The following is a 22,969-nucleotide window of genomic DNA, read 5'->3' on the forward strand; positions in this document are numbered from 1 at the left end:
AAGAAAAAAATTAGAATTCTTCTTCCTCTTCTTCATCGTCTTCGATCAATGTCAAATCACCTTCGACACCATCTGGTAATTCATCTTCTTCATCATCGTCATCTGCGCCTATAGCTGAAAGATCTTCTTTATATTCACCAAGATCTTCTTCATCTTCTTCATCGATCATTACACCAGTATCCGACACATCTACACGTGCACCATAAACTGTTACTTTTTCTTCTTCTTCATCTTCAACGATTTCATCTTCTTCGTATTCGTCAGAATCTTCAGGATCGTCAGCGTTGTAGTCAATTTCGTCTTCGCCATAAGTAGTAGTCTTGCCTTTTTTGCGACGACGTGGTCTTTCATCTTCGTTATCGTTGTCATGTGTTAATTCTTCGTCAATTGAATCAATTGGATACCATGAGCGCAAGCCCCAACGGTTATCCCCTAAAGAAATAAAACTCCCGTCAATGTTCAGGTCGGTATAAAATTGTGTCATTTCTCGTTCAACTTTTTCATCACTTAAATTCAAGTAGTCGATAATTTCTTTCAACAAATCAGAAAAGTCCATGACCTCGCCTTTTTGTTCTAAAATAGCATGAGCAACTTCAATCATTGACAATTCACTTCTAATTTGTCCATCAAATTGTTTTAGTTCCATTAAAGTTCCGTCCTTTCAAGAGTCTATCCCTTATCTTACAATATTTAAACAGTAAAAAGCAATCGTATTTTGTATTCTCCTAATTTTTCATTGCCTATAAACAAATCATAAGCAATCTGAACGTTTCCAGAAAAGGGGTTATCCGTGTAACTGATCTGCAAATGACGCGTTACAGTATCCACAAAAATATTACCTTGGTCTGTGCGGTAAAGCGTTTCGTAGCTCTTCCCTTGTTCGAATCTTAATCTTGTCGTCATGTCTCCTTTTCGAGTCAACGTAACAACTCCATTTGGCTCAATTTTAAATGTTACAGGAATTAGTCCACCTTCTTGGTAATTTTCTTCATAGCGAACGTAATAAGATCCGCCCATTTGAACCACTTTACCTTTTTCATCGAAAACAAATTCTTCTGTATCATTATTTTGAGTAATAGACGTTTGAACATGTACTTTTGCCGGCATTCCTTTAGATAGATCCAATTTATTCACCTCAAACATATTTTATCTCTTTCATTTTAGCATAGAACATTCAATGGCTTTAGTAAAACCTTTTATTTCATCAGAATCGTTTCTTCTGAACAAAATCTTGGGGTCTTTTCGTTTAATTCCCTATTATTGACAAGCTTTTGGTATAATACAATCGATACGATTAAATTCGTTTGATTTGAGATTACTTTAATAGATAGGAGTACGTCAATAGAATGACTTCTTTAGAACCCGCTAATTATATTACTGATCAATCCTTTCTTTATTATAGCGCTGAAACAATGCCTTTTAAAAATAAATTTATTTCCCATTTCGCTTTATCAGATGCCTTGATGGCCTCTGTTGGAAGATACCAGCAGCCTATGGTCCACTTTTGGCCTACTTCCAACTTAGTTATCTTAGGTATGATGGATACAAAACTTCCCCACTTCAGCGATGCTTTATCTGTTTTAAAAGCTGCTGGAAAAGATACCATTGTGAGAAACTCTGGGGGTTTAGCAGTTGTTGGCGATGAAGGGGTATTAAACTTTTCCATCATTCTGCCTGAGCGCGAACGTATTCCTATAAAGGAGGGATATGCTATTATGTTGCTTCTCGTAGATATGGCATTAAAACAGTACGGCAAAACAATCGAAGCTTATGAGATAGAAGAGTCTTATTGTCCCGGAGACTTTGATTTAAGCATTGATGGCAAGAAATTTGCCGGGATCGCTCAAAGACGATTGAAAAAAGGGATTGCTATTATGATTTATATGAGCGTTAACGGCAATCAAACCAAACGTGCAGAATTGATTCGGGATTTTTATCAAGCCGGTTTAAAAAATGAAACGGTCAAATGGCACTACCCTAAGATCAATCCATCAGTTATGGCAACTTTAGAAGATTTATTAGATGTTCAGATGACGGTCGATAAATTAAAATCCTTGATTCTCAACGCTTTACGCGAACTTGGCGCTGCTTTATCTGAAGGAGTTTATACAGAAGAGATTATAGAAGATTACCACGCGGCTTTTCAAAAAATGATTCGCCGAAATGAACAAATGCTCAACGACCATTTAGATAGGAGGCTTTTGGATGAACCTAATGTATGACGAAAATCAATTACTTCCTATAGAACAAGTATTTAGAGATCCTGTTCATGATTATATCCATGTTCAGCATCAAGTCGTTTTAGACTTGATCAACACTAAAGAGTTTCAGCGTCTGCGCCGCATCAAACAATTGGGAACGACTTCTTTTACTTTCCACGGTGGAGAGCATTCCCGCTTTGGTCATTCTTTGGGCGTGTATGAGATTACTCGAAGAATCTGCGATAAATTTGCGCGCAATTTTCCTACTATAGAACCAGGTGATGGCGGCTGGAACGATGGAGAACGGTTAGTGGTTTTATGTGCGGCTTTACTGCACGATATCGGTCACGGTCCTTATTCTCATACTTTCGAAAGTATCTTCTATACCAATCATGAAGAATTAACGATGGCTATCATTCTTTCACAAGAGACTGAAGTGAATCAAGTGTTGAGTCGAGTGAGTCTGGACTTCCCTCAAAAAGTGGCTAGTGTGATCGGAAAAACATACCCCAATCCTCAAGTTGTCCAGTTGATTTCTAGTCAAATTGACGCAGACCGCATGGATTATTTACTGAGAGATGCCTACTTCACAGGAGTTAATTATGGAACATTTGACTTGACCCGCATCTTGCGTGTGATTCGTCCCTATAAAGACGGCATCGCTTTTCAAATTCAAGGCATGCATGCAGTAGAAGATTATATTGTCAGTCGCTACCAAATGTACATGCAAGTTTATTTCCACAGAGTATCCAGAGGGATGGAAGTCATATTGGATCATTTGCTCAAAAGAGCCAAAAAGGTTTACCAAGATCCATCAGTCAGTTTCAAACACAGCTTTTCTTTATTGGTGCCTTTTTTTGAAGGAAACTTTACTTTAACCGATTACTTGGCTTTGGACGATGGAGTATTGAATACTTACTTTACCTTATGGAGAGAAGATCAAGATCCTATCCTCAGCGATCTGTCTTCTCGTTTCCTAGATCGGAAGCCATTTAAATCAGTTTCCTTCTCCAAACAGACCGATGAAGCTATTCTTGAAAAACTCAGCAAATTGATTCAAGAAGCTGGATACGATACAGATTACTATACAGCTGTCAACAATAGTTACGATTTGCCTTATGACTTCTACCGGCCTGAAACGGACAATCAAATCACTCAAATCGAATTGATGTACCCTGATGGTTCGTTTACCGAATTGTCTAAAGCCAGTGCTTTGGTAACCTCCATAGCTGGAAAAGAATATGGGGATGAACGTTTCTATGTTCCTAAAGAATTCTTAAAACCGGACAAATCGGTTGAAATCACTTTATTTGAAGAACTGTATACTGGTTTTTCTAAGTATGTTAAAAATGGTGCTATATACGATCCAACTAAAAACGAATAAAAAGGAGTTTGTATTGTGAAAATTTCATTGATTGCGCTTGATTTAGACGGCACCCTCTTACTTCCAGACGGGACCGTTTCTCCAAAGGTAGCTGAAACATTAACGATTGCTCGTTCAAAAAGCATCAAACTGGTGCTTTGTTCCGGAAGACCATTACCGGGAGTACTGCCTTTATTGGAAGAACTGGATTTGGAAAATGAAGGAGATCATGTCATCACCTATAACGGGGCTTTAGTCCAACAAACAAATGATGGGAAAATACTGGCACATCATACCATGGATTACAACGATTTTCTTGAAGTCGAAAGCCTCAGCCAAAAACTGGGAATCCATTGCCATGCTGTAAACGATCAAGGAGTTTATACAACTAATAAAGATATCAGCTATTACTCTGTACGAGAGTCCTTTTTGACAACCGTTCCTTTACGTTACCGAACAGTTGAAGAAATGGCCCCTTCTATATTAATCAGCAAAATGATGTTTGTTGAACCAAAAGAAATTCTAGAAGAAGCTATTGCTCAAATTCCAGCTGCATTCGCTGAAAAATACACTTTGTTAAGAAGTGAAGACTTCTTCTTAGAAGTTTTGAACAAGTCTGCTAGTAAAGGGCAAGCCTTAAGAGACTTGGCAGCAATTTTGAATATTCCAAGAGAAGAAATCATGGCGATTGGAGACAATGGAAATGATTTAGATATGTTGGAATTTGCCGGAATGGGCGTAGCTATGGGGAATGCTTCTTTTGAAGCTAAAGAAGCCAGTGATTACGTCACTGACAGCAACGTACATGATGGAGTAGCAACGGCGATAGAGAAATTTGCATTTTAAAAATATTTATTTATAGAGGAGAACAACTACAACATGCCGATTAAATTAATTGCCATTGATATCGATGGAACATTATTAACACCCGAAAAGATCATTAGCGAACGCGTCAAGGAAACCTTACTAAAAGCTAAAGAAGCTGGAATAAAAATCGTATTGAGTACTGGGAGACCTTTACCCGGTGCTACAGAATACTTAACTGCATTAGAATTGACCAATAAAGGCGACTATGCCATTACTTATAATGGCGCCTTAGTTCAGGATACACACTCAGGAGAAGTTCTAGCAAACCATACTTTAGATATCACCGACTTTTACCGAATCGAAGAAATGAGTCGCAAAGTTGGTGTCCATTACCATACAACTACTCAAGACGCGATGTATACTTCTAATAAAGACATCAGTGCATATACCGTTCGCGAAGCAATGTTGGTGAATATGCCGTTGAAATTCCGCACGGTCGAAGAAATGGATGAGTCTATTGCAATCAGTAAAATGATGATGATCGATGAACCTGCTGTGTTGGATGAAGGAATCAAACAACTTCCTAAAGATTTTCTTGACCGTTATACCGTTTTGCGCAGCGAACCTTTCTATCTAGAGATCCTTAACCCTTCTGCAAGTAAAGGGCAAGCATTGAAAAGTTTGATCGATATTTTAGGATTGACTCCTGACGAAGTAATGGCTATTGGCGACAACGAAAATGACTTGGATATGATTCAATTCGCGGGAATGGGTATAGCTATGGGAAATGCTGTTCCTATAGTCAAAGAAAACGCGACTTACATCACAGATACAAACGCAAATGACGGTGTAGCAACTGTTATCGAGAAATTTGCATTGATCGATTAATTTTACCAGAATCGTTTTATTCGCATTCTTATTTAGGCTTTGTATAATAGAAGTTGTACACAGAACTAAATGAGAGGAGATTTTATGTTATGTCAGAATCAGAAGTAAAATATTCCGCAACTGCAATAAACACTGGGGGTCGTGTAGGAGAGAGTCACGTACCCGATAAATCTTTTTCAGTGAAAGTTTCTACTCCTAAAGAGATGGGCGGTCCTGGACAAGGAAGCAACCCTGAACAATTATTCGCTTTAGGTTACAGTGCTTGTTATCACTCTGCATTAGACCATTACAAGCGAGAAGAAAAAATCACTAATAAATCAGAAGTCACAACAACGATCAACTTACTAAGTGATCCAACGGACGGCGGATTTAAGTTGGCTGCAGTAATTGAAGTAGCGATCGAAGGATTAGATGATGCAAAAGTCCAAGAATTGGCGGACAAAGCACACAGCTATTGCCCTTACTCAAAAGCAACCAGCGGCAATATTGAAGTAACGATCAAAACAAAAGAATATTCAGGCGAAGAATAAAAATAGACCGACAAAAACTCCTTGAGAATTTACTTCTCAGGAGTTTTTTTGTCGGATAGAAAAAGACTTTAACTTTACTGTTCAACTATTTGTTCAACTGCCCATCGATGACTGCCTCTTTTCAATAAACGTAACGATTCAGGGATAGTCGCCCATTCTAAAGTGTTGAAATCCTCTAAGGGTTCACAGATCTTTGTCCATGAAGAAGATACATAAAAATGAGCAGGATTATGATAGTATTGCTTGCGGTGAGTGGAATAATAATACTCATCTGCTTTCCCTAAGTACTCTCCTACTTCAATGTCAAAACCTAGTTCTTCCATTGATTCACGTTTAAGCGTTTCAATGTGGGTTTCATCATCTTCTCTTTCTCCTCCTGGTAACAAGTAAGAACCATTTGGCGGTGAAACAAGCAAGATTTTATCCTGCGCAGAATTAAAAACGATTAAGTGGATACCCATTCTGAATTGGTACGCGACTCCTTCAATTTTTTTTCCAAACTGGTTAGCAGCCATATCATCCCTACTTTTCTTGTTTCTTTTCTCATCTAATTTTCATCATCATAACCAATAACTTTCTCTTAGTCAACAATAGCCTTCTGCCTTTATTCTGATGTATCTTTCGCTGTAAACTTTAACGGTTGATTTAAATCTTTCAAATACATTTTTTGTCCGTTCTCAACCGTTAGTTCCAGATGAGTTTTGACAGGTATAAATTCCCCAGTCTCTTCGTTCAGTTCCATTTGTCCTCGAAGTTCGAATACTCTAGGATCAAGAGTGTTGTCAAATAAGTAAAGATAACCGCCAGGAGGCAACTCCGTAAAAACATACGTACCTGCTTCTAGATGTTTCCCCACTTCCCAAACTCCATTTGTGAGCAGTACTTCTCCTGCCTCTAGTGGTTGCTCAACTAACTGTGAAGCTAAATCTTTGCTGACTCCCATTTCTACTGAAAACCCTTCTCCTGATAACGACACTTTGTTTCCCTCATACAAATCAGTTTCTACATAACCAATTTTATATGGCGTCAGCAGGTCTTCTGTCATAAGCTGGTCTTTTTCGTCTGTCACTCGTAAGGTTGCATTATTCATCAAATGGGGCTCTAACTGCTCATTCATATATCGAAACTGATATCTTCCAGCCGGAAAGTCTTTTCCCACAACGTATTCTCCGGCCTCTATTTTAAAGAAATCGAACCCCTCTAGAGGAAGAGAAGGGTTTAATAAACTCTCACTAAACGGCTCCAAGATGTATAGATTTTTACTTTCTCCAACGATTTCTTTTGCCTTTGAATACGCTTCAATAGATGTCTCATCTCGTTGAACGGTTTTTCCATCGTATTTTTCCGGCATCAAGCCTTTCCAACTTGCGCATCCAGAAAGCAGGAAACTCATCACCACCAGTACACTCGTTTGGAGAAGTATTGACCGACCTTTTTGACTCATTCTGCAGCCTCCTCTATTGTAGTTTTAGAGTCTCCATAAAGATGTGTATAATATTCAGCCGTTCCTAATGCTCCAACTTCTAAACTTTCTGCTTCTAATTTTCTTAAAACTTGAAACAAGTCTATTTGTTGCTGAGACGTATAACCATCCAAAGGAATGCATAGTTTATTTTGGTTCAGCCAAATGGTTCCTGGTGGCAAGCTCCATTTATCCATCAAAACCTTTTGCTGTTCGTCGTTCAATAATACTTTGTAGTAATCAACAGCTTTTTCCTGCAGCTGGTAAACGAAATGGATCTTTCGATTTTTTAAGAAAACCACTTGATCTGCATACTCATCTAAGTTGTGTAATAAATGAGAAGAAACAAAAATGATTTTCCCGGTTTCCCTCAATTCTTTTAAAGTCCCCGATACTAAGTTCACGTTCTCAGGGTCTAATCCGTTCATCACTTCGTCCATTAACATGATAGGTGAATCTGCCGCAATCATCATCGCAAAACACAATCGCTGCCTCATTCCTAACGAATACGTCTCTACTTTTCGATCCACATATCCTCTCATTTGCAACCGGTCAATGATCTCTTCGATAGAACGGTTCTTTTTCTTCCAAATATCCGCATACATTTGAATGTGCTCTTTCCCAGAAAAATTTTCATGCAAATCAGCTTGATCCGGAAAAAAAGTCACACGTTTATGGAGCTCCAAAACATCTTTAGCCGAACTGGTATATTCTTTACCATCAATCAAAATATGTCCTGCTTTAATCGGAATAAATCGCATAATGGCATTGAACAACGACGTCTTCCCTGTTCCATTTGGAGCTACTAAACCTACGATTTGTCCGTTCTCTAAATGAAGGTCTATTTGCTCTAAGATCGAACGTTCTCCATAAGATATCTGCAGTCCTTTTATTTCTAAACTCATGACGTTTCCCTCCTTTTCAGTCCCATTGTCTTGGTAGGAATCAATTGGAAAATTAAAGCAAAGATTCCTTCAAGCAATAACAGATACACTCCAAATAACAACCCCATTTTCCAAGTAGTGATAGCAGCTATTCCTGATTCTGCAGCACTTGTGCCTTTTATGACCGGTACGATGTGCAAGTATAGAGAGGGCTGCCATGAACTGAATGGTCCGATCAACTGCCAAATGTATGGGATGAAGTAAATGCTGATTGTTGCTCCAATCGTCAAATAAATATTTCGTATTATCCAGCTCAACCCTGTGCTGAATAACAATATGATGTAACTTAATATCATTCCAAAAATGACTAGGAGACCTATATATTCCCAGGTCGCAATATATTCGATTTTTTCACCAAGAGAGACTCCTATGGGGTACCAAAGACTTCCTGAGGTTTCTCGCACTAAGTTTACTCCATAACTCACCAGCATTCCCGCTCCGCTTACTATCCACATCAACACCCACAATTGCGCACTGCGCTGACGCCATTGTTTTTTCCAAACTATAGGATTCCCTTGAGTCACACTCCAATTATTTTTTTGATCTTGTGTGAATCGATCTGCTGCCAATAAAGCTGCAAATACAAATAAGACGATCCCTGCAATCAATTCTGCTTGTTGGTATAACACTTGACTGGCCGAGTAAGGATTCCATTCAATATTGAGTTGATGATCATCCAAATAGGTGTAAAATGCTAATTCTTGCTGTAAATTTTCACGATCCGGCAACATGCTCGTCAAAACAACATAAGATTCAAAATCTGTCAGTTCCCATAAGCGAAGCTGATTTTCAACGATCGTTCGTCCATTGTCTAGATAATTGTCCACGACCGACACCATAGCTTCGACTGTATTCCCTTCTTTTTCAGATAAAATATAGCGCTGCATCCCGTAAAGCCGTTGTTGCTGAGCTAATAAGTCATAAACTTCAGTTCCCAACTCTCCTTCGAAATGCGTTTCAGGAATAATATGGAATAGTTGCTGCGTAACTTCATATTGACTTCTTGCTTCATCCAACGGCAAGTCTAAACTCTGTTGACGGTAGAACAAAGAAAAAGAACTAAAAAATATGAGGAATGCTGTTAGAATGATTCTGGTTTTCCACTCTCTCAATAATTTTAACCAATGCCATTTTGCTAAACCCATTTGTTCTCCTCCTTTACCTTACGAATCGTTGTCTAGGAATGTATTTAGTCGCTACCCATAATAAACCCTCAACAATCAGAATAGTTGCTCCTACGACAAGCAGCCCTTTTCCCACCGTGATAGCTGGTGTATTCAAGAGGAAATTCTTTTCTCCACTGACAACTTTTCCAAAATCAATATAGGTCTGCGGGAAAAAGCTTATGTCGATTCCAAAAACATCTCTCATGCGTCTGCTGTAATAAATTTTTTCAAAAACTACAGCGAATATTCCTAATGCTAAAACGACCACTTCATTTTTGAACAGTAGACTGAACAATACGGTCAAACGAAGCATTAAGAAAACAAATAACACAATAAAAGGAACGACTTGAACTAAAAAGTCTCCAATAGACATTAAGCCGAAAACCGCGTCACCGGTGGCGTAATCTGAAGAATAGGTATACTCCGGCACCTTTAACGCCAAGCTTCCAAACCCAAATAAAAGACCATTAACGAGTAAAAACCAGCAAAAAATCAGGATAAAGAATAAACAAACGAAGCAAAATGATGCGGCAGATTTTACCGCCAAATATTTTCTCCAACTATAAGGTATCCCTGCTTTTTGTGTTCGAGCATCTCTGTCGCCAGTTACTACATCACTCACCATAAAAACCGTCAAAACAAGAATAGTTAGCGGTCCAATGCGAAGTAAGAACAAATGAGTCTGTTGCCAAGCCGTTTTTTCTTGAATTAGATGAAAGGTGATATCCGAAACCTCTTCTATGTAACTATTTAACCTTAATTGTTTATTACTGCGATCATAGCGCAAGTCTTTAAGAGGTTCTTCAGAATTCTTTAAGTAATGATTTTCTATTTCTTTAGCCAGTTCTTCCGGCATATAATTCAACTCAATAAATCTTCGTGCATCTCCTGTATTGACCGCTCCTTTGAAGGCCCTTTGCTGTTCAAAGTTATATTTCGCCGTTTCATAAGTAGACATTCCAGTAAAAATATTGGCTTCTGTTGTTCCCTTCTCAAATTGGCTTTCCATCAACCCTTTATTTCCCAGCAAATCAACACCCAACCGCTTCATATCTACAGTATCCATTGATTCATTATTTGGAAGGACTACCACTGAATAAATCACTACTCCAAGCAAAGCAACGATCAAAACTAACCGATTTTTGCTGTTGCGCATCATTTTTTTAAAGGTTTCCATAAAAACCGTTTTTGCAATCATCTTATGTCACCTCTCTTTACGTACTCATTGTTATTAAATCTTTACAAAGATTATAACACAATGAAAATTAGATGAAACTACTATCATAAGTATTCTAGAATTTCCATTTTAAAAAAGAAAAAAGTCGCTTCCATAACTGGAAACGACTTTACAATTCAGTATTTAATCAGTCAATTGCATCGCTCTGCGCAACGTTTGATTATTGGCTACAAAATAAATAACGGCTATACGGACTGGTGCTAAAATCAGATTTTGAACCAAACGCGCTGGAAAAAATGCCACAACAGCTTGCTCAGTCAGTATATATATCCACAATGTATTCAATCCCAAATTCACTACAATAGTAATGACAATAACGGCTAAACTGACACGTAATAAAGATTTAGGCTTTTTGTATAAAAACAACCCGTAAATAAGTCCGCCTAGGAAAGCTGACAATGTGAAACCTGGGAAAAACGGTCCGCCACTGCCAAATAAAAAAGTTCCTGCCAGATCCGCCATTGCTCCAGCGACTCCTGCTGCTAATGGTCCGAATAGCATCCCGATCATAGCGGAAGGCAAAAAGCCAAAGCTGATTCGTACAATAGGCGTTTGTATCGCAACAAAACGCGTTAGAACTATATCTAATGCCATTAATAAGGCAATTCTCGAGATGGTCCTAGCATCCCATTTTATGTCTTTCATCTTGAAGATCTCCTTTATAGAGCTCCCCACACATTAATTATGCAGCGAATGCAAAAATAAAACCGCAAACCAACTCAGTCGGTTTTTCGTCTGAAGGCAACATCCCATCCGTTCAGCACTTAACGCTTTATTTTCTACTCTGATTATTGAAGAATTGTTTCAAATTCTCCACAGACCACTATACTATGTTTCACGTCTTTCTACAATATCCTTTTCCTTTTTGGAGTAAAGCAGAAATAGTCCAGGGAATATGTTCAATCAAAATCAAATAAGAATGCGATGACCTACTTTTTAGAAATAAAAAACAAAAAATGAGTTTTTTCAAATTTTTCTATTGACATCCTAATAAATCACGGTTATATTTAGACACAAGTTAAACAACAATAAACGCAACGAAAAGAAGAGTACGTTTTGGCAAAACTTTTAGAGAGCTCATGGTTGGTGAAAATGAGCAGCGGAGCCTGGCAGAAGATGGTCTTTGAGTGGAATAAGCGACTACCCTAAAAAGGATATAGCTTATTACGGGAGCACCCGTTACAGTGCCGCAGTATAAAAAGACGCGTTGGTCTTGAGTACTGAATGAGGTAATTTCAGTGATGAATTTACAAATTAAGGTGGTAACACGAAGCGAAATTAAGCTGTCGTCCTTAACAAAAGTCTTTTACAGGCTTTTGTTAAGGACGACTTTTTTTTACAATTTTATAGAGCAATAATGCGATGACGAGAAAAGTACTTCTTTGTAAAGCAACAACAGAGAGCCTGAAATGCTGAGAACAGGTTTGCTGGAGAAGAAGGAAAATGGCCTCCGAGCGGGATACCGAATGTAAAAACATAAGGCTATCATGGGCGCACCCATTACAGTGCCAGAGTCTCTAAACCAAACTGTTTAGGTACTTGATGAGAAGATTTCTGTGAAGGAATCTTGAAAAAAGGTGGTAACACGAACAGAAGCGTTCGTCCTTTTCTATAAGCAAATTATAGAAAGGACGAGCGCTTTTTTTTAGAGAGCGGAACAGGGCGCTTAGACTGCTGGCTATTAAGAAGAAACAGTACAGTTGATGCTTTTTATCAACAGGACTGTTTCAGCTTATAGACACACAGTCTGCCCTGTGCAGCTCGTTTTAGAAAGAGAGCGGAGCATGGCGTTTAGACAGAGCGTGGAGAAAGCCGTTTAAACTTTTGTAGAGTTCACTTTTGTCTTTTAGGTGGTGCTTTTTTACCACCAAAAAGACAAAATGAAATCATAGAAAGTTTGGCTTTCGCAACGCATTTTGAAGTGGAGAAAGTCGTTTAAACCAAAAGGAGGAACATAAAATGATTACATTAAAAGATGTCAGTGTTACTTTCAAAGGAACACACGGAACAATAAACGCTGTAGAGAAAGTCAACCTTTCCATTGATAAAGGAGACGTTTATGGAATCGTTGGTTACAGTGGTGCAGGAAAAAGCACTTTGGTTCGAACGATCAATTTGCTGCAAAGACCTACTAAAGGATCTGTTTGGGTAAGTGGCCAAAACATGCTGGCTTTAAATTCTAAAGAGCTGCGGAATGCGCGAAAAAAAGTGGGAATGATCTTCCAACACTTTAATCTGATGGATTCGCGCACTGTAGCTGGAAATATAGCCTACCCATTGAGAAAATCTGGTTTAAGCAAAACAGCTATTAAAGAAAAAGTCGTTGAACTGCTGGAGTTAGTTGGTCTTTTAGATAAATACGACGCCTTCCCTTCTCAACTTTCCGGTGGTCAAAAACAACGCGTAGCTATCGCTCGAGCGTTAGCCAATGATCCCGACGTCCTCTTATGTGACGAAGCTACCAGTGCTTTAGATCCTAAAACGACTCTTTCAATTTTAGAGTTGCTGAAAGAACTGAATAAACGACTAGCTTTGACCATTGTTATTATTACTCATGAAATGCAAGTCGTAAAAGAGATCTGCAACAAAGTAGCGGTCATGGAAAATGGGCACGTTCTTGAGAATGGTGATGTCGTTTCTATTTTCACTCAACCTAAAGAACTCATTACAAAAGAGTTCATCAATACAGCTACTCACATTGACCAAGCTTTAGATAAAATCCTTAGCCACCCTACTTTGTTGAATTTGCAGGAAAACGATACTTTAGCAAATATTTCATATGTAGGGACTAATACAAGTGAACCTTTAATTTCTCACTTATCCAGTCGCTTCCATATTGCTACCAATATTCTTTATGGAAACGTAGAAATCTTACAAGGAACTCCTGTCGGTAATTTATTAGTCGTTTTATCTGGAGACCCTGTCCAAAAACAAAAGGCTTTTGCTTACTTAGAAAGCAAAGGTGTTTCGATAGATACATTGAAAAATCAAACCGAAAAAATCGTTCAATTTAAACAAAAAATCAGTTAAGGAGGACTTATCTTATGACACAACTTTTAACGCGCTATTTCCCAAATGTGATTAAAATTCAAGATGAAGTGATTGAAAGTACTTTTCAAACGATTTATATGGTTCTTGTAACAGCAGCTGTCGCAGGTATCCTTGGAATTCTTTTAGGAGTTGTTTTAGTAGTCACCAGTCCTAATGGAATACTTGAAAATAAACGAATCTACAATTTCTTGGATCAATTTGTCAATATTTTCCGTTCTTTACCTTTTATTATTATGATGGCCCTTATTGTCCCTTTTACTCGCCTGCTGGTAGGAACGTCTATCGGCACTTCAGCCGCTATTGTTCCTTTAGTAGTTGGGACTACTCCATTCTTCGCTCGACAAATTCAAAATGCTTTATTAGAAGTCGACGAAGGAATCATTGAAGCAGCACAAGCAATGGGGTCCACTCCACTAGAAATCATTTTTAGGGTTTATTTGAAAGAAGGATTGATTCCGATTATTCGTGTCTCTTCCTTAACAATCATCAACTTGATTGGTCTAACAGCTATGGCAGGAGCTATTGGCGGAGGTGGGCTAGGGAACTTAGCTATTGCCAGAGGCTACAATCGTTTCCAAACAGATGTCACTCTTGTAGCAACTATTTTGATTCTCTTGCTTGTTTTCATCAGTCAAGGAATCGGAAATTATTTGATTCGAAAAATCAGTCACTAATACTTACCACAAAACAATTAAAAAGGAGTTTTTGACATGACAAATAACAAAAAATTATTCGCTAGTATTATATTAGGTTTTGGAGCTTTCATTCTAGGCGCTTGCGGCAACGCAGCTTCTGGAGACGAGAATATGACAGTCACTTTAGGTGTTGTCGGTGAGGATCAAGACGTTTGGGATTTCGTTTCAGACAAATTAGCTGCTGATGGGATTACTTTGGAACTAGTCAAATTTACAGATTATGCTCAACCAAATAATGCACTAGCAGAAGGCGAAATAGATCTAAACTCTTTCCAACATCAAATATTCTTGGATTCTTATAACACTGACAGCGGTACTGATCTAACAGCCATTGGAAATACGGTTATCGCTCCACTTGGAGTTTACTCTCAAAATATTTCTTCTATTGAAGAAATCAAAGATGGCGACAGTATTGCTATTCCTAACGATGTCACCAATGGCGGGCGAGCATTATTACTTTTGCAAACTGCAGAATTGATCACAGTTGACCCTAAAGCAGGTTCAACACCTACCGTAAACGATATTACAGAAAATCCTTTGAACTTAGATATCCAAGAATTAGATGCTGCTCAAACAGCACGTGCACTTCCAGATGTTGCGGCTTCTATCATCAATAGTGGTATGGCCGTTGACGCTGGATTCGTACCAACAGAAGACTCTATTTTCTTAGAACCAGTCGATGAAAAATCTGAGCCCTACATCAACATCATCGTTGCACGATCTGAAGACACAGAAAACCAAGTCTACCAAAAAATAGTTGAAGCCTACCAATCAGAAGATACCAAAGAAATCATAGAAGAAACCTCAAAAGGATCATCCGTCCCCGCATGGTAGAGCGTGGAGAAAGCCGTTTAAACTTTTGTAGAGCTCACTTTTGACTTTTCGAAACGCATTTCAAATCAGAGGCAGGAACAGAGCGTCCGACTCCAATCATCAATCAATCCATAAGGAGGAATTTATTATGACAACTTTAACCAGATCAACTATCAAAGAAGAAATCCAACAAGGGGCAGATGAAGTTATCTCTTTGAGAAGATATTTTCATCAACACCCTGAACCTAGTTTAAAAGAATACGAAACGATCAAACGAATCAAGCAAGAACTGACTAAATTAGACATTCCTTTCGAATCTGTTGGCGAGACAGGTGCTATAGGGACTATAACAGGCGGAAAAGGACCAGGAAAAACGATTTTGTTGAGAGCCGATATTGATGCTTTAGAATTGCCTGATGCTAAAGACAAACCTTATAAATCGTTGAAGCCTGGTTTACACCATGCTTGCGGACATGATGGACATACAGCTGCTTTATTAGGAGCGGCAAAAATTTTGAAAAACCACACTGCCGATTTCAGCGGCACCATCAAATTAGCTTTTCAGCAAGCTGAAGAAATCGGTGCAGGCGCTCGTCAATTTGTACAAGGAGGTTTTGTGAACAATGTCGATCAAGTTTTCGGCATCCACCTCTCCTCTGCTGTACCCACTGGAAAAATCGAAATCACTTCTGGTGCTTCTAATGCTTCGTGCGACATTTTTAAAATTAATGTGCATGGAGAAAGCAGTCATGTAGGAAAACCGCATCTAGGAAAAGATGCCTTGTTATCAGCAGCAGCTATCACTGTGGAATTACAAAGTATCGTAGCTCGTGAAGTTGATCCACTAGACCAAGCAGTTGTAGCTGTTGGTGTTTTAAATGCCGGTACTCGTTACAACATCGTAGCAAATGAAGCTTGTTTAGAAGGCACAGTAAGAACTTTCAGTCATGAGACTCGTCGATTTGTTTTGGAAGCAGTGGAACGAGTGGCTCGTGATGTCGCAAAAGCACACCGTACAACAGTCGACTTTGAGAATTATGATGCTGCTGCTCCTTTGATCAATGATACGATTGCAGCTAAAAGAGCTCAAAAAGTGGCGGCTCAAATCATCGGTGAAGAAAATATTGTTACAGATGCGCCGAAAAGCATGGGAGCCGATGATTTTGCTGACTTTTTAGCGGTTGCCCAAGGAGTTTATGCTTTTGTCGGAACACGTAATCTGGAAAATCCAGATACTTGGTATGGACATCATCATGAAAATTTTGATATTGACGAAAACGGATTGGCTATCGCTACTGAATTACATGTCAACTATGCTCTCGACTTCTTAAATGAAATCTAAATAAAAATTTCATTCAAAAAAACTTAGATATTTTTTCTAAGTTTTTTATTTTTTCCAGAAACTCATCTGCTAGAGCTTTCATATACTTTCCAAATAACAAGCACAATCGTTCCTCAAAATCAAGGCTGAAAAACTTTTTTTTCATGAGGTATAATAGATGAGGTTTCACAACATATAGATTATAATCAACAACAATAACACTACATATAGTGTTTCAACACTTTGATTATAGACTTATATTCTACAGATTGGAGTGCTGGTTATGGCGATGAATGTATCATCAAAAATTACTTTAAATAAAGAACAATTGAATGAGGATATAAAGGGGTTCTCTCAAGTCCACCCTATCACGGAGGATATGAGACTGACTTTTGACGGGGTCTCTCGTTTAGTTATGCTGGATCGTTATTCATTTAAAGATACTTCCAAAATAACTCTTTCTGCTGGCGATTTGGTCGTTTTGACGATAAAAGAAGATCCGCAGTACCCTGCTCGAGGTGTTGGATACATCAAAGAATTGAATCAGCAAAAAAATCAAGCGACAGTCATCGTAGAAGAAGAGTACAGAAGTATTCTAGAGCACGATCATGAAAGAGAATCTGGAGAAATCGTGCGCAGCATCGATGCTATCGAAAAGCCTTTAGAAGTCTTTTATGAACAAATTGCTAAACGAAACGCAACAGGGTTAGCTTCTGTTGAAACTGATCCTGAGAAAAAGGCAGCAGCATTTGATACGTTTTATGCTGAATTGAAATCATTGAATTTTGTACCTGCTGGACGTGTATTGTATGGTGCAGGATCTAAAACTGATGTTACCTATTTTAACTGTTACGTCATGCCATTTATCCAAGATTCACGCGAAGGGATCTCAGAACACCGTAAACAAGTCATGGAAATTATGAGTCGTGGTGGCGGCGTCGGAACGAACGGTTCAACTTTACGTCCTAGAAATACCTTAGCACGCGGAGTAAATGGCAAATCTTCTGGCTCTGTATCTTGGTTGGATGATATTGCTAAATTAACTCATTTGGTCGAACAAGGCGGCAGCCGTCGAGGTGCTCAAATGATCATGCTGACTGACTGGCACCCTGACATTATCGAATTCATCATCTCTAAGATGCAGAATCCGCGGATTCTTCGATTCTTGATCGAGCAAACAGAAGATGAGCAAATCAGAGAACTAGCTCAGGAAAAATTGAAATTTACACCTTTTACAGAAAAAGAAAAAGCTCTATATCGAGGAATTTTAAATTACAAATACAGTCCTGGCAATGGCGGATTTGATACAGCTACAATAAAAGAAGCTGAAGATAAACTAACGGCTGGAGGAACGTATTCTGTTCATAAACCAGACTTTCTGACAGGTGCTAACATCTCTATTTGTTTAACAGACGACTTTATGGAAGCTGTAGAAAATGATGAAGAGTACCAATTAAAATTCCCGGATGTTGAAAATTACAGTCCTGAAGAAATGGATTACTATAATACTCATTGGGCAGATTGCGGAGATGTGCGCGAATGGGAAGCTCAAGGACATGGTATCCATGTTTACCGCAGCGTGAAAGCTCGAGAGCTATGGAAATTGATTAACATTTGCGCTACGTATTCTGCTGAGCCTGGTGTTTTCTTCATTGATAATGCTAATAAGAAAACCAATGCTGCAGCTTACGGTCAAAAAGTCGTAGCTACTAATCCCTGTGGCGAACAACCGCTCGCACCTTATTCAGTTTGTAACCTGGCTGCTGTCAACTTGGCTTTGATGGTAGATAAAGAATTGAAAACAGTCGACTTTAACAAATTGACTCAAACCGTTAAAACGGGTGTAAGAATGCAAGACAATGTTATCGATGCTACTCCTTACTTCTTGCCGGAAAATGAAAAACAAGCCCTTGGCGAACGTCGAGTTGGTTTAGGTGTTATGGGACTCGCCGACTTATTGATTTACGCAGGAGAAGTTTACGGTTCTGAATCTGGGAACCAATTAGTTGACCAAGTCTTCCAAACCATTGCGGTTTCTGCCTACGAAGCTTCTATTGAATTAGCTAAAGAACGTGGAAGCTTCCCATTCTTAATAGGCGCTTCTCAGGAAGAAACTCAACAATTAAGAGAAAACTTTATCAACAGCGGCTACATGAAAGAAATGCCTGAACACATTCGCGAAGGAGTATTGAAACACGGTATCCGCAACTCTCACCTATTGACTGTAGCGCCGACAGGTTCAACAGGAACCATGGTAGGAGTAGCTACAGGGTTAGAGCCCTACTTCTCTTTCTCCTACTTTAGAAGCGGCCGTTTAGGTAAATTTATTGAAGTCAAAGCAGATATCGTTAAAGAATACTTGGAAAACCACCCTGAAGCAGATACTCAAAACTTGCCGGACTATTTCGTTTCAGCTATGGAACTTTCTCCTGAAGCGCATGTAGATGTACAAACAACGATCCAACGCTGGGTAGACAGTTCGATTTCTAAAACGGTTAATGCTCCTCAAGGGTACAGCGTAGAACAAGTGCAAAAAGTTTACGAACGATTGTACAATGGCGGCGCAAAAGGCGGAACAGTATATGTTGACGGAAGTCGTGATACTCAAGTCTTGACTTTGAAAGCTGAAGACAATGACTGGAATGACGAATCTTCATCAATTGCTGAAAAAACGGATAAAGCTGCACCACAAACTTCAACGTCAAATATAGAGGTTTCTTATGGAAACGAAGTCGGTGACACTTGCCCGATCTGTCGTCAAGGAACAGTTGAAGATTTAGGGGGCTGCAACACTTGCACCAACTGCAATGCACAATTAAAATGCGGCTTATAACAAAAACAACACTCTCTATTGATAGAGGGTGTTGTTTTTGTTAATTGTCTTCAAGAGGATCCGCTGCAGGATCTATTTCTCTTTTTTTAGCGATCGGTCTCCAATCTAAAAACCCGGCATCCAAACCTAGCAGCAACATCTCAGCTGTTCCAAGATTAGTGGCTAGTGGGATCTCATATACATCACTAAGACGCAGCAAAGCGGAAATGTCTGGTTCATGAGGTTGTGACGTCAAAGGATCACGCAAAAAGATAATCATATCTATTTTGTTGTCTGATACATAAGCTCCTATTTGCTGGTCTCCCCCCAGTGGACCGGATTTGAAGCGGTGAATAGAAAGTCCTGTAGCTTCAATTATTCTTCCACCTGTTGTTCCAGTAGCATAAAGGGTGTGTTTTTTTAGAATTTCTCTATATGCTATACTCATTTTTACCATTTCATCTTTCTTTTTATCATGAGCGATTAAAGCAATATTCAGTTTCATCAAATCATCCACTCCATTCAGCATTCTTTTCTCTTTCATCATATCACTTAATCTTTGAAAACCAAATGAAGTTTGTTTTGTAGTACCTTTTTTCTATAAGTTCAATTTCTTGAAGCCTGTTTCTACTTTCGTTACACTAAAAATAGATCAAAAATAAAAAAAGTGAAGGGGATTTTTATGGGTAAAAAAATTGCAACAGTCATTACCAAACTATTTGAGGACTCAGAATTTACTTCTCCAAAAGAAGCTCTAAACGAAGCCGGTCATGAAGTCGTTACAATTGGCTTTGAAGCCGGCGAAACGGTTGAAGGTAAAAAAGGTGAAGCATCTGTTACCATCGATAAAGGAATTGACGATGTAAAACCTGATGAATTTGACGCTTTGTTGATTCCAGGCGGCTTCTCTCCTGATCAACTTCGTAAAGACGATCGCTTCCTTGCTTTCGTAAAAGCTTTCTCAAATGACCAAAAGCCTATCTTCTCTATTTGTCATGGTCCACAACTATTGATCAATGCAGAAGTTGTAAAAGGCAAGAAAATCACAGCTGTCAAACAAGTAGCTGTGGATTTAAAAAATGCTGGTGCAGATTTTGTAGATGCTGAAGTAGTAACGGATGAAAGCGGACTAATCTCAAGTCGTACTCCTGAAGATTTACCTGCTTTCAACAAAGCGATTGTAGAAGCATTAAATTAATCGCTTACTAAATAAGTAATTTTTCATAAAAGTACCGTAAAAACTTTACCATGCTTTCATGAACTAAAGCTGCGAAGTTGGTATACTCTTTTTAGTCGTTTAAGTAAACCTAAAATTTCATTCTCTTTTCTCCCCCTAATGAAAAGAGACTTATCCCTTAAAGCAGAAACCCTATCCCGGTTTCTGCTTTTTTATTTGCTTTTGGTGTTTTATGTTACTTTTTAGATTAAGCCTAAAAAGAAAGACAATAGAAAAAATACATTTTAAACACAATTTCTTCACAAACATTCAGTAGTATAAATACATACCAATAACAACCAACTTTTTTATATTTTCATTTTTACCTTATACTCCTCCAAAGTATCAGGTACTACTCCTTTAAACCACTTGCTCAAGCAGCAAGTGGTTTTTTATACTTATTGAGAGGTGGTCAGCAAGTAGCGTGCCTTTTTCAAAAAATCTCCACTGTGAAGGGAAAGCAAACCTTTGCTTCCATAACTTATCTCGTCAATGTGTGACCAAGAACCGCATATGATTCTTAGAAATTTTTTTATTGGTTCCTATCGAAAAATAAATTCGTTAAAAGAAAAAAGTTCTATCACACTTTCTTCATATTTTGCGGATATACTCTATTTATACCAAACAAGCAAACCCTTGCTACTCTTTACTCCTCCAAAGTAAAGATACCCTTATCTATGATTCTAAACGAATCTAAAGACACCCGATGCATCAACTGATGCATCGGGTGTCTTTTTATCCTTCACCTTTCAGAATGAACAAATAGTTTATCTTTCTTTGAGGAGTTTGATTTGCTGCAATAATTGACTGTACTCTTTTTCCAACGGATCAGAAGGGTCTTTTCCTGACTGGAGTGATAATTGTGCAATAACTGCATTTAATCGGTTTTCTAATACCATCAGTTCTTCTTTCGTTTCAAACGAATCCTTTTTTGGAGCATTGGACAGTGAGCCAACGTCTATTTCTTTTGAGATCAACGCCTGGTTTTGTATTTGCCAAATGTGAGTCGCAACGTTTTTGATAAATTGTTCATCATGAGAGACAAATAATAAAGTGCCTTCGTACCCAGCTAAAGCTGTTTCGATTGCTTCTATTGATGCAATATCCAAATAGTTGGTCGGTTCGTCCAGTATGAGTACATTTGCATCACTGACTAATAAAAGTGCGAGAGAAACTTTATTTTTTTCTCCACCGCTTAAAACAGAAACAGGTTTAAATACCTCTTCTCCTTTGAACAACAATCTCGCCAGCAGCATCCGGACGAAGGACTCCTCTTTTGTACTCTTTTGCATCACATTTTCAAGAATCGTTTTAGTTTCGTCCAATAAGTCTAGAGACTGACTAAAATAACCAAAACGAACATTTTTAGCTAAATGAATGCCGTTCTCCTGATTCAAAATCATTTTTAATAAAGTTGTTTTCCCTGAACCATTCGCCCCTATTAAAGCTGTTCGAGAATGGTTCAACAACTGAAAATCGATATCCTTCAACAACACCTGGTGTCCAAATTGTTTAAAGATACGATTTCCTGTGACCAAAACAGGATTATGGATTTCACTTCCTTTGTCTAACTGAATAGTGACAGTAGACAATTCTACCGGCTTTTCTTTGACTTCCAAATGTTCGATTCGCTTTTCATAGTTTTTAACAGCTCTATCCAGTGTTTTTTGGTTGGACTGATTGCCCATTTTATGCAACCGAGCTTCTGATGGACCCATCCTCTTAGGAGCCGATTTTATGCCTTGTGACTTTCGATGCGTAGTTTCCATGGCTTTCTTTAATCGTTTCTTTTCTCTGGCATAGTTTTCGTACTCTTGCTGAGCAAAGTTTTTTTCCAAGTTTTTTTGCTGAAGGTAATCGTCATAGTTTCCTGAATAAAAATGAACTTTCCCTTCTTCCAGTTCTATGATCCGATTGCAGACACGATTTAAGAACGCCCGATCGTGAGAAACAACTAAGACGGCTCCCGAAAACTGCTTCAATTGTTTTTCCAAATAATGACGTGCATCTGTATCCAAATGGCTGGTCGGTTCATCCGCAAATAAAATTCCTGAGCGGATAGACAGGGCTTTATTGATTTGTTCTTTTGTTTGTTCACCGCCGCTTAACGTATTGTGCGGACCATTTTCTGCTAATTGTTCGATAAAACCAGCCATACCATTTAATTGAACTATTCCAACGTCAGGATCCTCTTTACCAGCTAAAACACGCAACAAAGTTGTTTTTCCCGAACCGTTTCGCCCAACGATCCCGATTCGGTCTCCTTCATAGATATGCCATTCTGAAATAGCAAACAACTCTTTTTCTCCTATTGCTTTTTCAATTCCTTTTGCTTCAATAAGCATAAAAAAACCTCCTTCAATTACTGAAGAAGATTGTTTAAACTTCGCTAAATAAACCTATTTATAAGTATAGGCAAAGTCAGTTTGTTCATTCAATCTACTTTCAGTCATCATATTGTCC

The 22,969-nt window shown here is 38.5% G+C and carries 21 protein-coding genes, 1 riboswitch and 2 other annotated features; of the genes, 11 read left to right on the forward strand and 10 right to left on the reverse strand.

From position 1 onward, the window contains the following. Positions 1–10: 10 nt before the first annotated feature. Together rpoE and ACE025_RS04670 are read right to left on the reverse strand one after the other, a co-directional pair. Complete coding sequence (gene rpoE / locus ACE025_RS04665; protein WP_485937960.1) at positions 11–646, reverse strand: DNA-directed RNA polymerase subunit delta; 636 nt, start codon at positions 644–646, stop codon at positions 11–13. Between the two features lie 44 nt (positions 647–690). Continuing rightward, positions 691–1,143: a YwiB family protein gene (locus tag ACE025_RS04670; RefSeq protein ID WP_485937962.1), complete on the reverse strand. Its 453-nt coding sequence runs from the start codon at positions 1,141–1,143 to the stop codon at positions 691–693. 203 nt (positions 1,144–1,346) lie between these two features. Between ACE025_RS04670 and ACE025_RS04675 the strand changes: the two genes are divergently transcribed. The 5 genes from ACE025_RS04675 to ACE025_RS04695 all read left to right on the forward strand — a co-directional run bounded on the left by ACE025_RS04675 (position 1,347) and on the right by ACE025_RS04695 (position 5,789). Continuing rightward, complete coding sequence (locus ACE025_RS04675) at positions 1,347–2,222, forward strand: lipoate--protein ligase family protein (RefSeq protein WP_485937964.1); 876 nt, start codon at positions 1,347–1,349, stop codon at positions 2,220–2,222. Next, a complete protein-coding gene (locus tag ACE025_RS04680) occupies positions 2,206–3,585 on the forward strand; it encodes an HD domain-containing protein (RefSeq protein ID WP_485937966.1) in 1,380 nt (459 codons plus the stop codon). The genes ACE025_RS04675 and ACE025_RS04680 overlap by 17 nt, the downstream gene beginning before the upstream one ends. Before the next feature lie 15 nt (positions 3,586–3,600). Next, entirely contained in the window at positions 3,601–4,410 is an 810-nt protein-coding gene (gene yidA / locus ACE025_RS04685) for a sugar-phosphatase (protein ID WP_485937968.1), read from the forward strand. Positions 4,411–4,443: 33 nt separating this feature from the next. Beyond that, on the forward strand, positions 4,444–5,259 hold the full coding sequence (gene yidA, locus ACE025_RS04690; RefSeq protein WP_485937970.1) for a sugar-phosphatase: 816 nt from the start codon (positions 4,444–4,446) through the stop codon (positions 5,257–5,259). Positions 5,260–5,348: 89 nt separating this feature from the next. Continuing rightward, positions 5,349–5,789, forward strand: a complete 441-nt coding sequence (locus tag ACE025_RS04695; protein WP_188205298.1) for an organic hydroperoxide resistance protein — start codon at positions 5,349–5,351, stop codon at positions 5,787–5,789. A gap of 74 nt (positions 5,790–5,863) precedes the next feature. Here ACE025_RS04695 and ACE025_RS04700 read toward each other — a convergent pair whose 3' ends face one another. From ACE025_RS04700 to ACE025_RS04725, 6 genes are all read right to left on the reverse strand, one after another. Continuing rightward, positions 5,864–6,304, reverse strand: a complete 441-nt coding sequence (locus tag ACE025_RS04700) for an NUDIX hydrolase (RefSeq protein ID WP_485937972.1) — start codon at positions 6,302–6,304, stop codon at positions 5,864–5,866. 89 nt (positions 6,305–6,393) lie between these two features. Then, positions 6,394–7,233 carry a hypothetical protein gene (locus ACE025_RS04705; protein WP_485937974.1) on the reverse strand — a complete coding sequence of 280 codons (840 nt, stop codon included), beginning with the start codon at positions 7,231–7,233 and terminating at the stop codon, positions 6,394–6,396. After that, complete coding sequence (locus tag ACE025_RS04710) at positions 7,230–8,156, reverse strand: ABC transporter ATP-binding protein (RefSeq protein ID WP_485937976.1); 927 nt, start codon at positions 8,154–8,156, stop codon at positions 7,230–7,232. The genes ACE025_RS04705 and ACE025_RS04710 overlap by 4 nt, the downstream gene beginning before the upstream one ends. Further along, positions 8,153–9,340, reverse strand: a complete 1,188-nt coding sequence (locus ACE025_RS04715; RefSeq protein WP_485937978.1) for a hypothetical protein — start codon at positions 9,338–9,340, stop codon at positions 8,153–8,155. Before ACE025_RS04715 ends, ACE025_RS04710 begins: the two co-directional genes overlap by 4 nt. Before the next feature lie 13 nt (positions 9,341–9,353). After that, complete coding sequence (locus ACE025_RS04720) at positions 9,354–10,559, reverse strand: hypothetical protein (protein ID WP_485937980.1); 1,206 nt, start codon at positions 10,557–10,559, stop codon at positions 9,354–9,356. A 162-nt stretch (positions 10,560–10,721) separates the two neighbouring features. Beyond that, a complete protein-coding gene (locus tag ACE025_RS04725; RefSeq protein ID WP_485937982.1) occupies positions 10,722–11,243 on the reverse strand; it encodes a folate family ECF transporter S component in 522 nt (173 codons plus the stop codon). Between the two features lie 40 nt (positions 11,244–11,283). Further along, positions 11,284–11,387: riboswitch (THF riboswitch) on the reverse strand. A gap of 239 nt (positions 11,388–11,626) precedes the next feature. Then, positions 11,627–11,895 (forward strand) — a binding site (T-box leader). 56 nt (positions 11,896–11,951) lie between these two features. After that, positions 11,952–12,208, forward strand: a binding site (T-box leader). 349 nt (positions 12,209–12,557) lie between these two features. Here ACE025_RS04725 and ACE025_RS04730 point away from each other — a divergent pair. The 5 genes from ACE025_RS04730 to ACE025_RS04750 all read left to right on the forward strand — a co-directional run bounded on the left by ACE025_RS04730 (position 12,558) and on the right by ACE025_RS04750 (position 19,311). Then, complete coding sequence (locus tag ACE025_RS04730; protein WP_485937984.1) at positions 12,558–13,628, forward strand: methionine ABC transporter ATP-binding protein; 1,071 nt, start codon at positions 12,558–12,560, stop codon at positions 13,626–13,628. Between the two features lie 14 nt (positions 13,629–13,642). Then, positions 13,643–14,323: a methionine ABC transporter permease gene (locus tag ACE025_RS04735; RefSeq protein ID WP_485937986.1), complete on the forward strand. Its 681-nt coding sequence runs from the start codon at positions 13,643–13,645 to the stop codon at positions 14,321–14,323. A gap of 36 nt (positions 14,324–14,359) precedes the next feature. Then, entirely contained in the window at positions 14,360–15,178 is an 819-nt protein-coding gene (locus ACE025_RS04740) for a MetQ/NlpA family ABC transporter substrate-binding protein (RefSeq protein ID WP_485937987.1), read from the forward strand. Positions 15,179–15,305: 127 nt separating this feature from the next. After that, positions 15,306–16,499, forward strand: a complete 1,194-nt coding sequence (locus ACE025_RS04745; RefSeq protein WP_485937989.1) for an amidohydrolase — start codon at positions 15,306–15,308, stop codon at positions 16,497–16,499. Between the two features lie 262 nt (positions 16,500–16,761). Then, complete coding sequence (locus tag ACE025_RS04750; protein WP_485937991.1) at positions 16,762–19,311, forward strand: vitamin B12-dependent ribonucleotide reductase; 2,550 nt, start codon at positions 16,762–16,764, stop codon at positions 19,309–19,311. A 40-nt stretch (positions 19,312–19,351) separates the two neighbouring features. On the opposite strand, the gene mgsA is transcribed toward ACE025_RS04750, so the two are convergent. Next, a complete protein-coding gene (gene mgsA / locus ACE025_RS04755; protein WP_485938091.1) occupies positions 19,352–19,789 on the reverse strand; it encodes a methylglyoxal synthase in 438 nt (145 codons plus the stop codon). Positions 19,790–19,972: 183 nt separating this feature from the next. Between mgsA and ACE025_RS04760 the strand changes: the two genes are divergently transcribed. Beyond that, a complete protein-coding gene (locus ACE025_RS04760) occupies positions 19,973–20,488 on the forward strand; it encodes a type 1 glutamine amidotransferase domain-containing protein (RefSeq protein WP_485937993.1) in 516 nt (171 codons plus the stop codon). 785 nt (positions 20,489–21,273) lie between these two features. Here the strand turns inward: ACE025_RS04760 and abc-f are convergent. Continuing rightward, positions 21,274–22,851, reverse strand: coding sequence for a ribosomal protection-like ABC-F family protein (abc-f, locus tag ACE025_RS04765; protein ID WP_485937995.1), 1,578 nt, complete (start codon positions 22,849–22,851; stop codon positions 21,274–21,276). Between the last annotated feature and the right edge of the window lie 118 nt (positions 22,852–22,969).

This window comes from Desemzia sp. AGC72 (genome assembly GCF_057334175.1).

Bases quoted from the DNA above. Each gene is read 5' to 3' on its own strand.
- rpoE (WP_485937960.1), bottom strand. From the start codon at position 646: ATGGAACTAAAACAATTTGATGGACAAATTAGAAGTGAATTGTCAATG.
- ACE025_RS04670 (WP_485937962.1), bottom strand. From the start codon at position 1,143: ATGTTTGAGGTGAATAAATTGGATCTATCTAAAGGAATGCCGGCAAAA.
- ACE025_RS04675 (WP_485937964.1), top strand. From the start codon at position 1,347: ATGACTTCTTTAGAACCCGCTAATTATATTACTGATCAATCCTTTCTT.
- ACE025_RS04680 (WP_485937966.1), top strand. From the start codon at position 2,206: ATGAACCTAATGTATGACGAAAATCAATTACTTCCTATAGAACAAGTA.
- yidA (WP_485937970.1), top strand. From the start codon at position 4,444: ATGCCGATTAAATTAATTGCCATTGATATCGATGGAACATTATTAACA.
- ACE025_RS04695 (WP_188205298.1), top strand. From the start codon at position 5,349: ATGTCAGAATCAGAAGTAAAATATTCCGCAACTGCAATAAACACTGGG.
- ACE025_RS04700 (WP_485937972.1), bottom strand. From the start codon at position 6,304: ATGGCTGCTAACCAGTTTGGAAAAAAAATTGAAGGAGTCGCGTACCAA.
- ACE025_RS04705 (WP_485937974.1), bottom strand. From the start codon at position 7,233: ATGAGTCAAAAAGGTCGGTCAATACTTCTCCAAACGAGTGTACTGGTG.
- ACE025_RS04710 (WP_485937976.1), bottom strand. From the start codon at position 8,156: ATGAGTTTAGAAATAAAAGGACTGCAGATATCTTATGGAGAACGTTCG.
- ACE025_RS04715 (WP_485937978.1), bottom strand. From the start codon at position 9,340: ATGGGTTTAGCAAAATGGCATTGGTTAAAATTATTGAGAGAGTGGAAA.
- ACE025_RS04720 (WP_485937980.1), bottom strand. From the start codon at position 10,559: ATGATTGCAAAAACGGTTTTTATGGAAACCTTTAAAAAAATGATGCGC.
- ACE025_RS04725 (WP_485937982.1), bottom strand. From the start codon at position 11,243: ATGAAAGACATAAAATGGGATGCTAGGACCATCTCGAGAATTGCCTTA.
- ACE025_RS04730 (WP_485937984.1), top strand. From the start codon at position 12,558: ATGATTACATTAAAAGATGTCAGTGTTACTTTCAAAGGAACACACGGA.
- ACE025_RS04735 (WP_485937986.1), top strand. From the start codon at position 13,643: ATGACACAACTTTTAACGCGCTATTTCCCAAATGTGATTAAAATTCAA.
- ACE025_RS04740 (WP_485937987.1), top strand. From the start codon at position 14,360: ATGACAAATAACAAAAAATTATTCGCTAGTATTATATTAGGTTTTGGA.
- ACE025_RS04745 (WP_485937989.1), top strand. From the start codon at position 15,306: ATGACAACTTTAACCAGATCAACTATCAAAGAAGAAATCCAACAAGGG.
- ACE025_RS04750 (WP_485937991.1), top strand. From the start codon at position 16,762: ATGGCGATGAATGTATCATCAAAAATTACTTTAAATAAAGAACAATTG.
- ACE025_RS04760 (WP_485937993.1), top strand. From the start codon at position 19,973: ATGGGTAAAAAAATTGCAACAGTCATTACCAAACTATTTGAGGACTCA.
- abc-f (WP_485937995.1), bottom strand. From the start codon at position 22,851: ATGCTTATTGAAGCAAAAGGAATTGAAAAAGCAATAGGAGAAAAAGAG.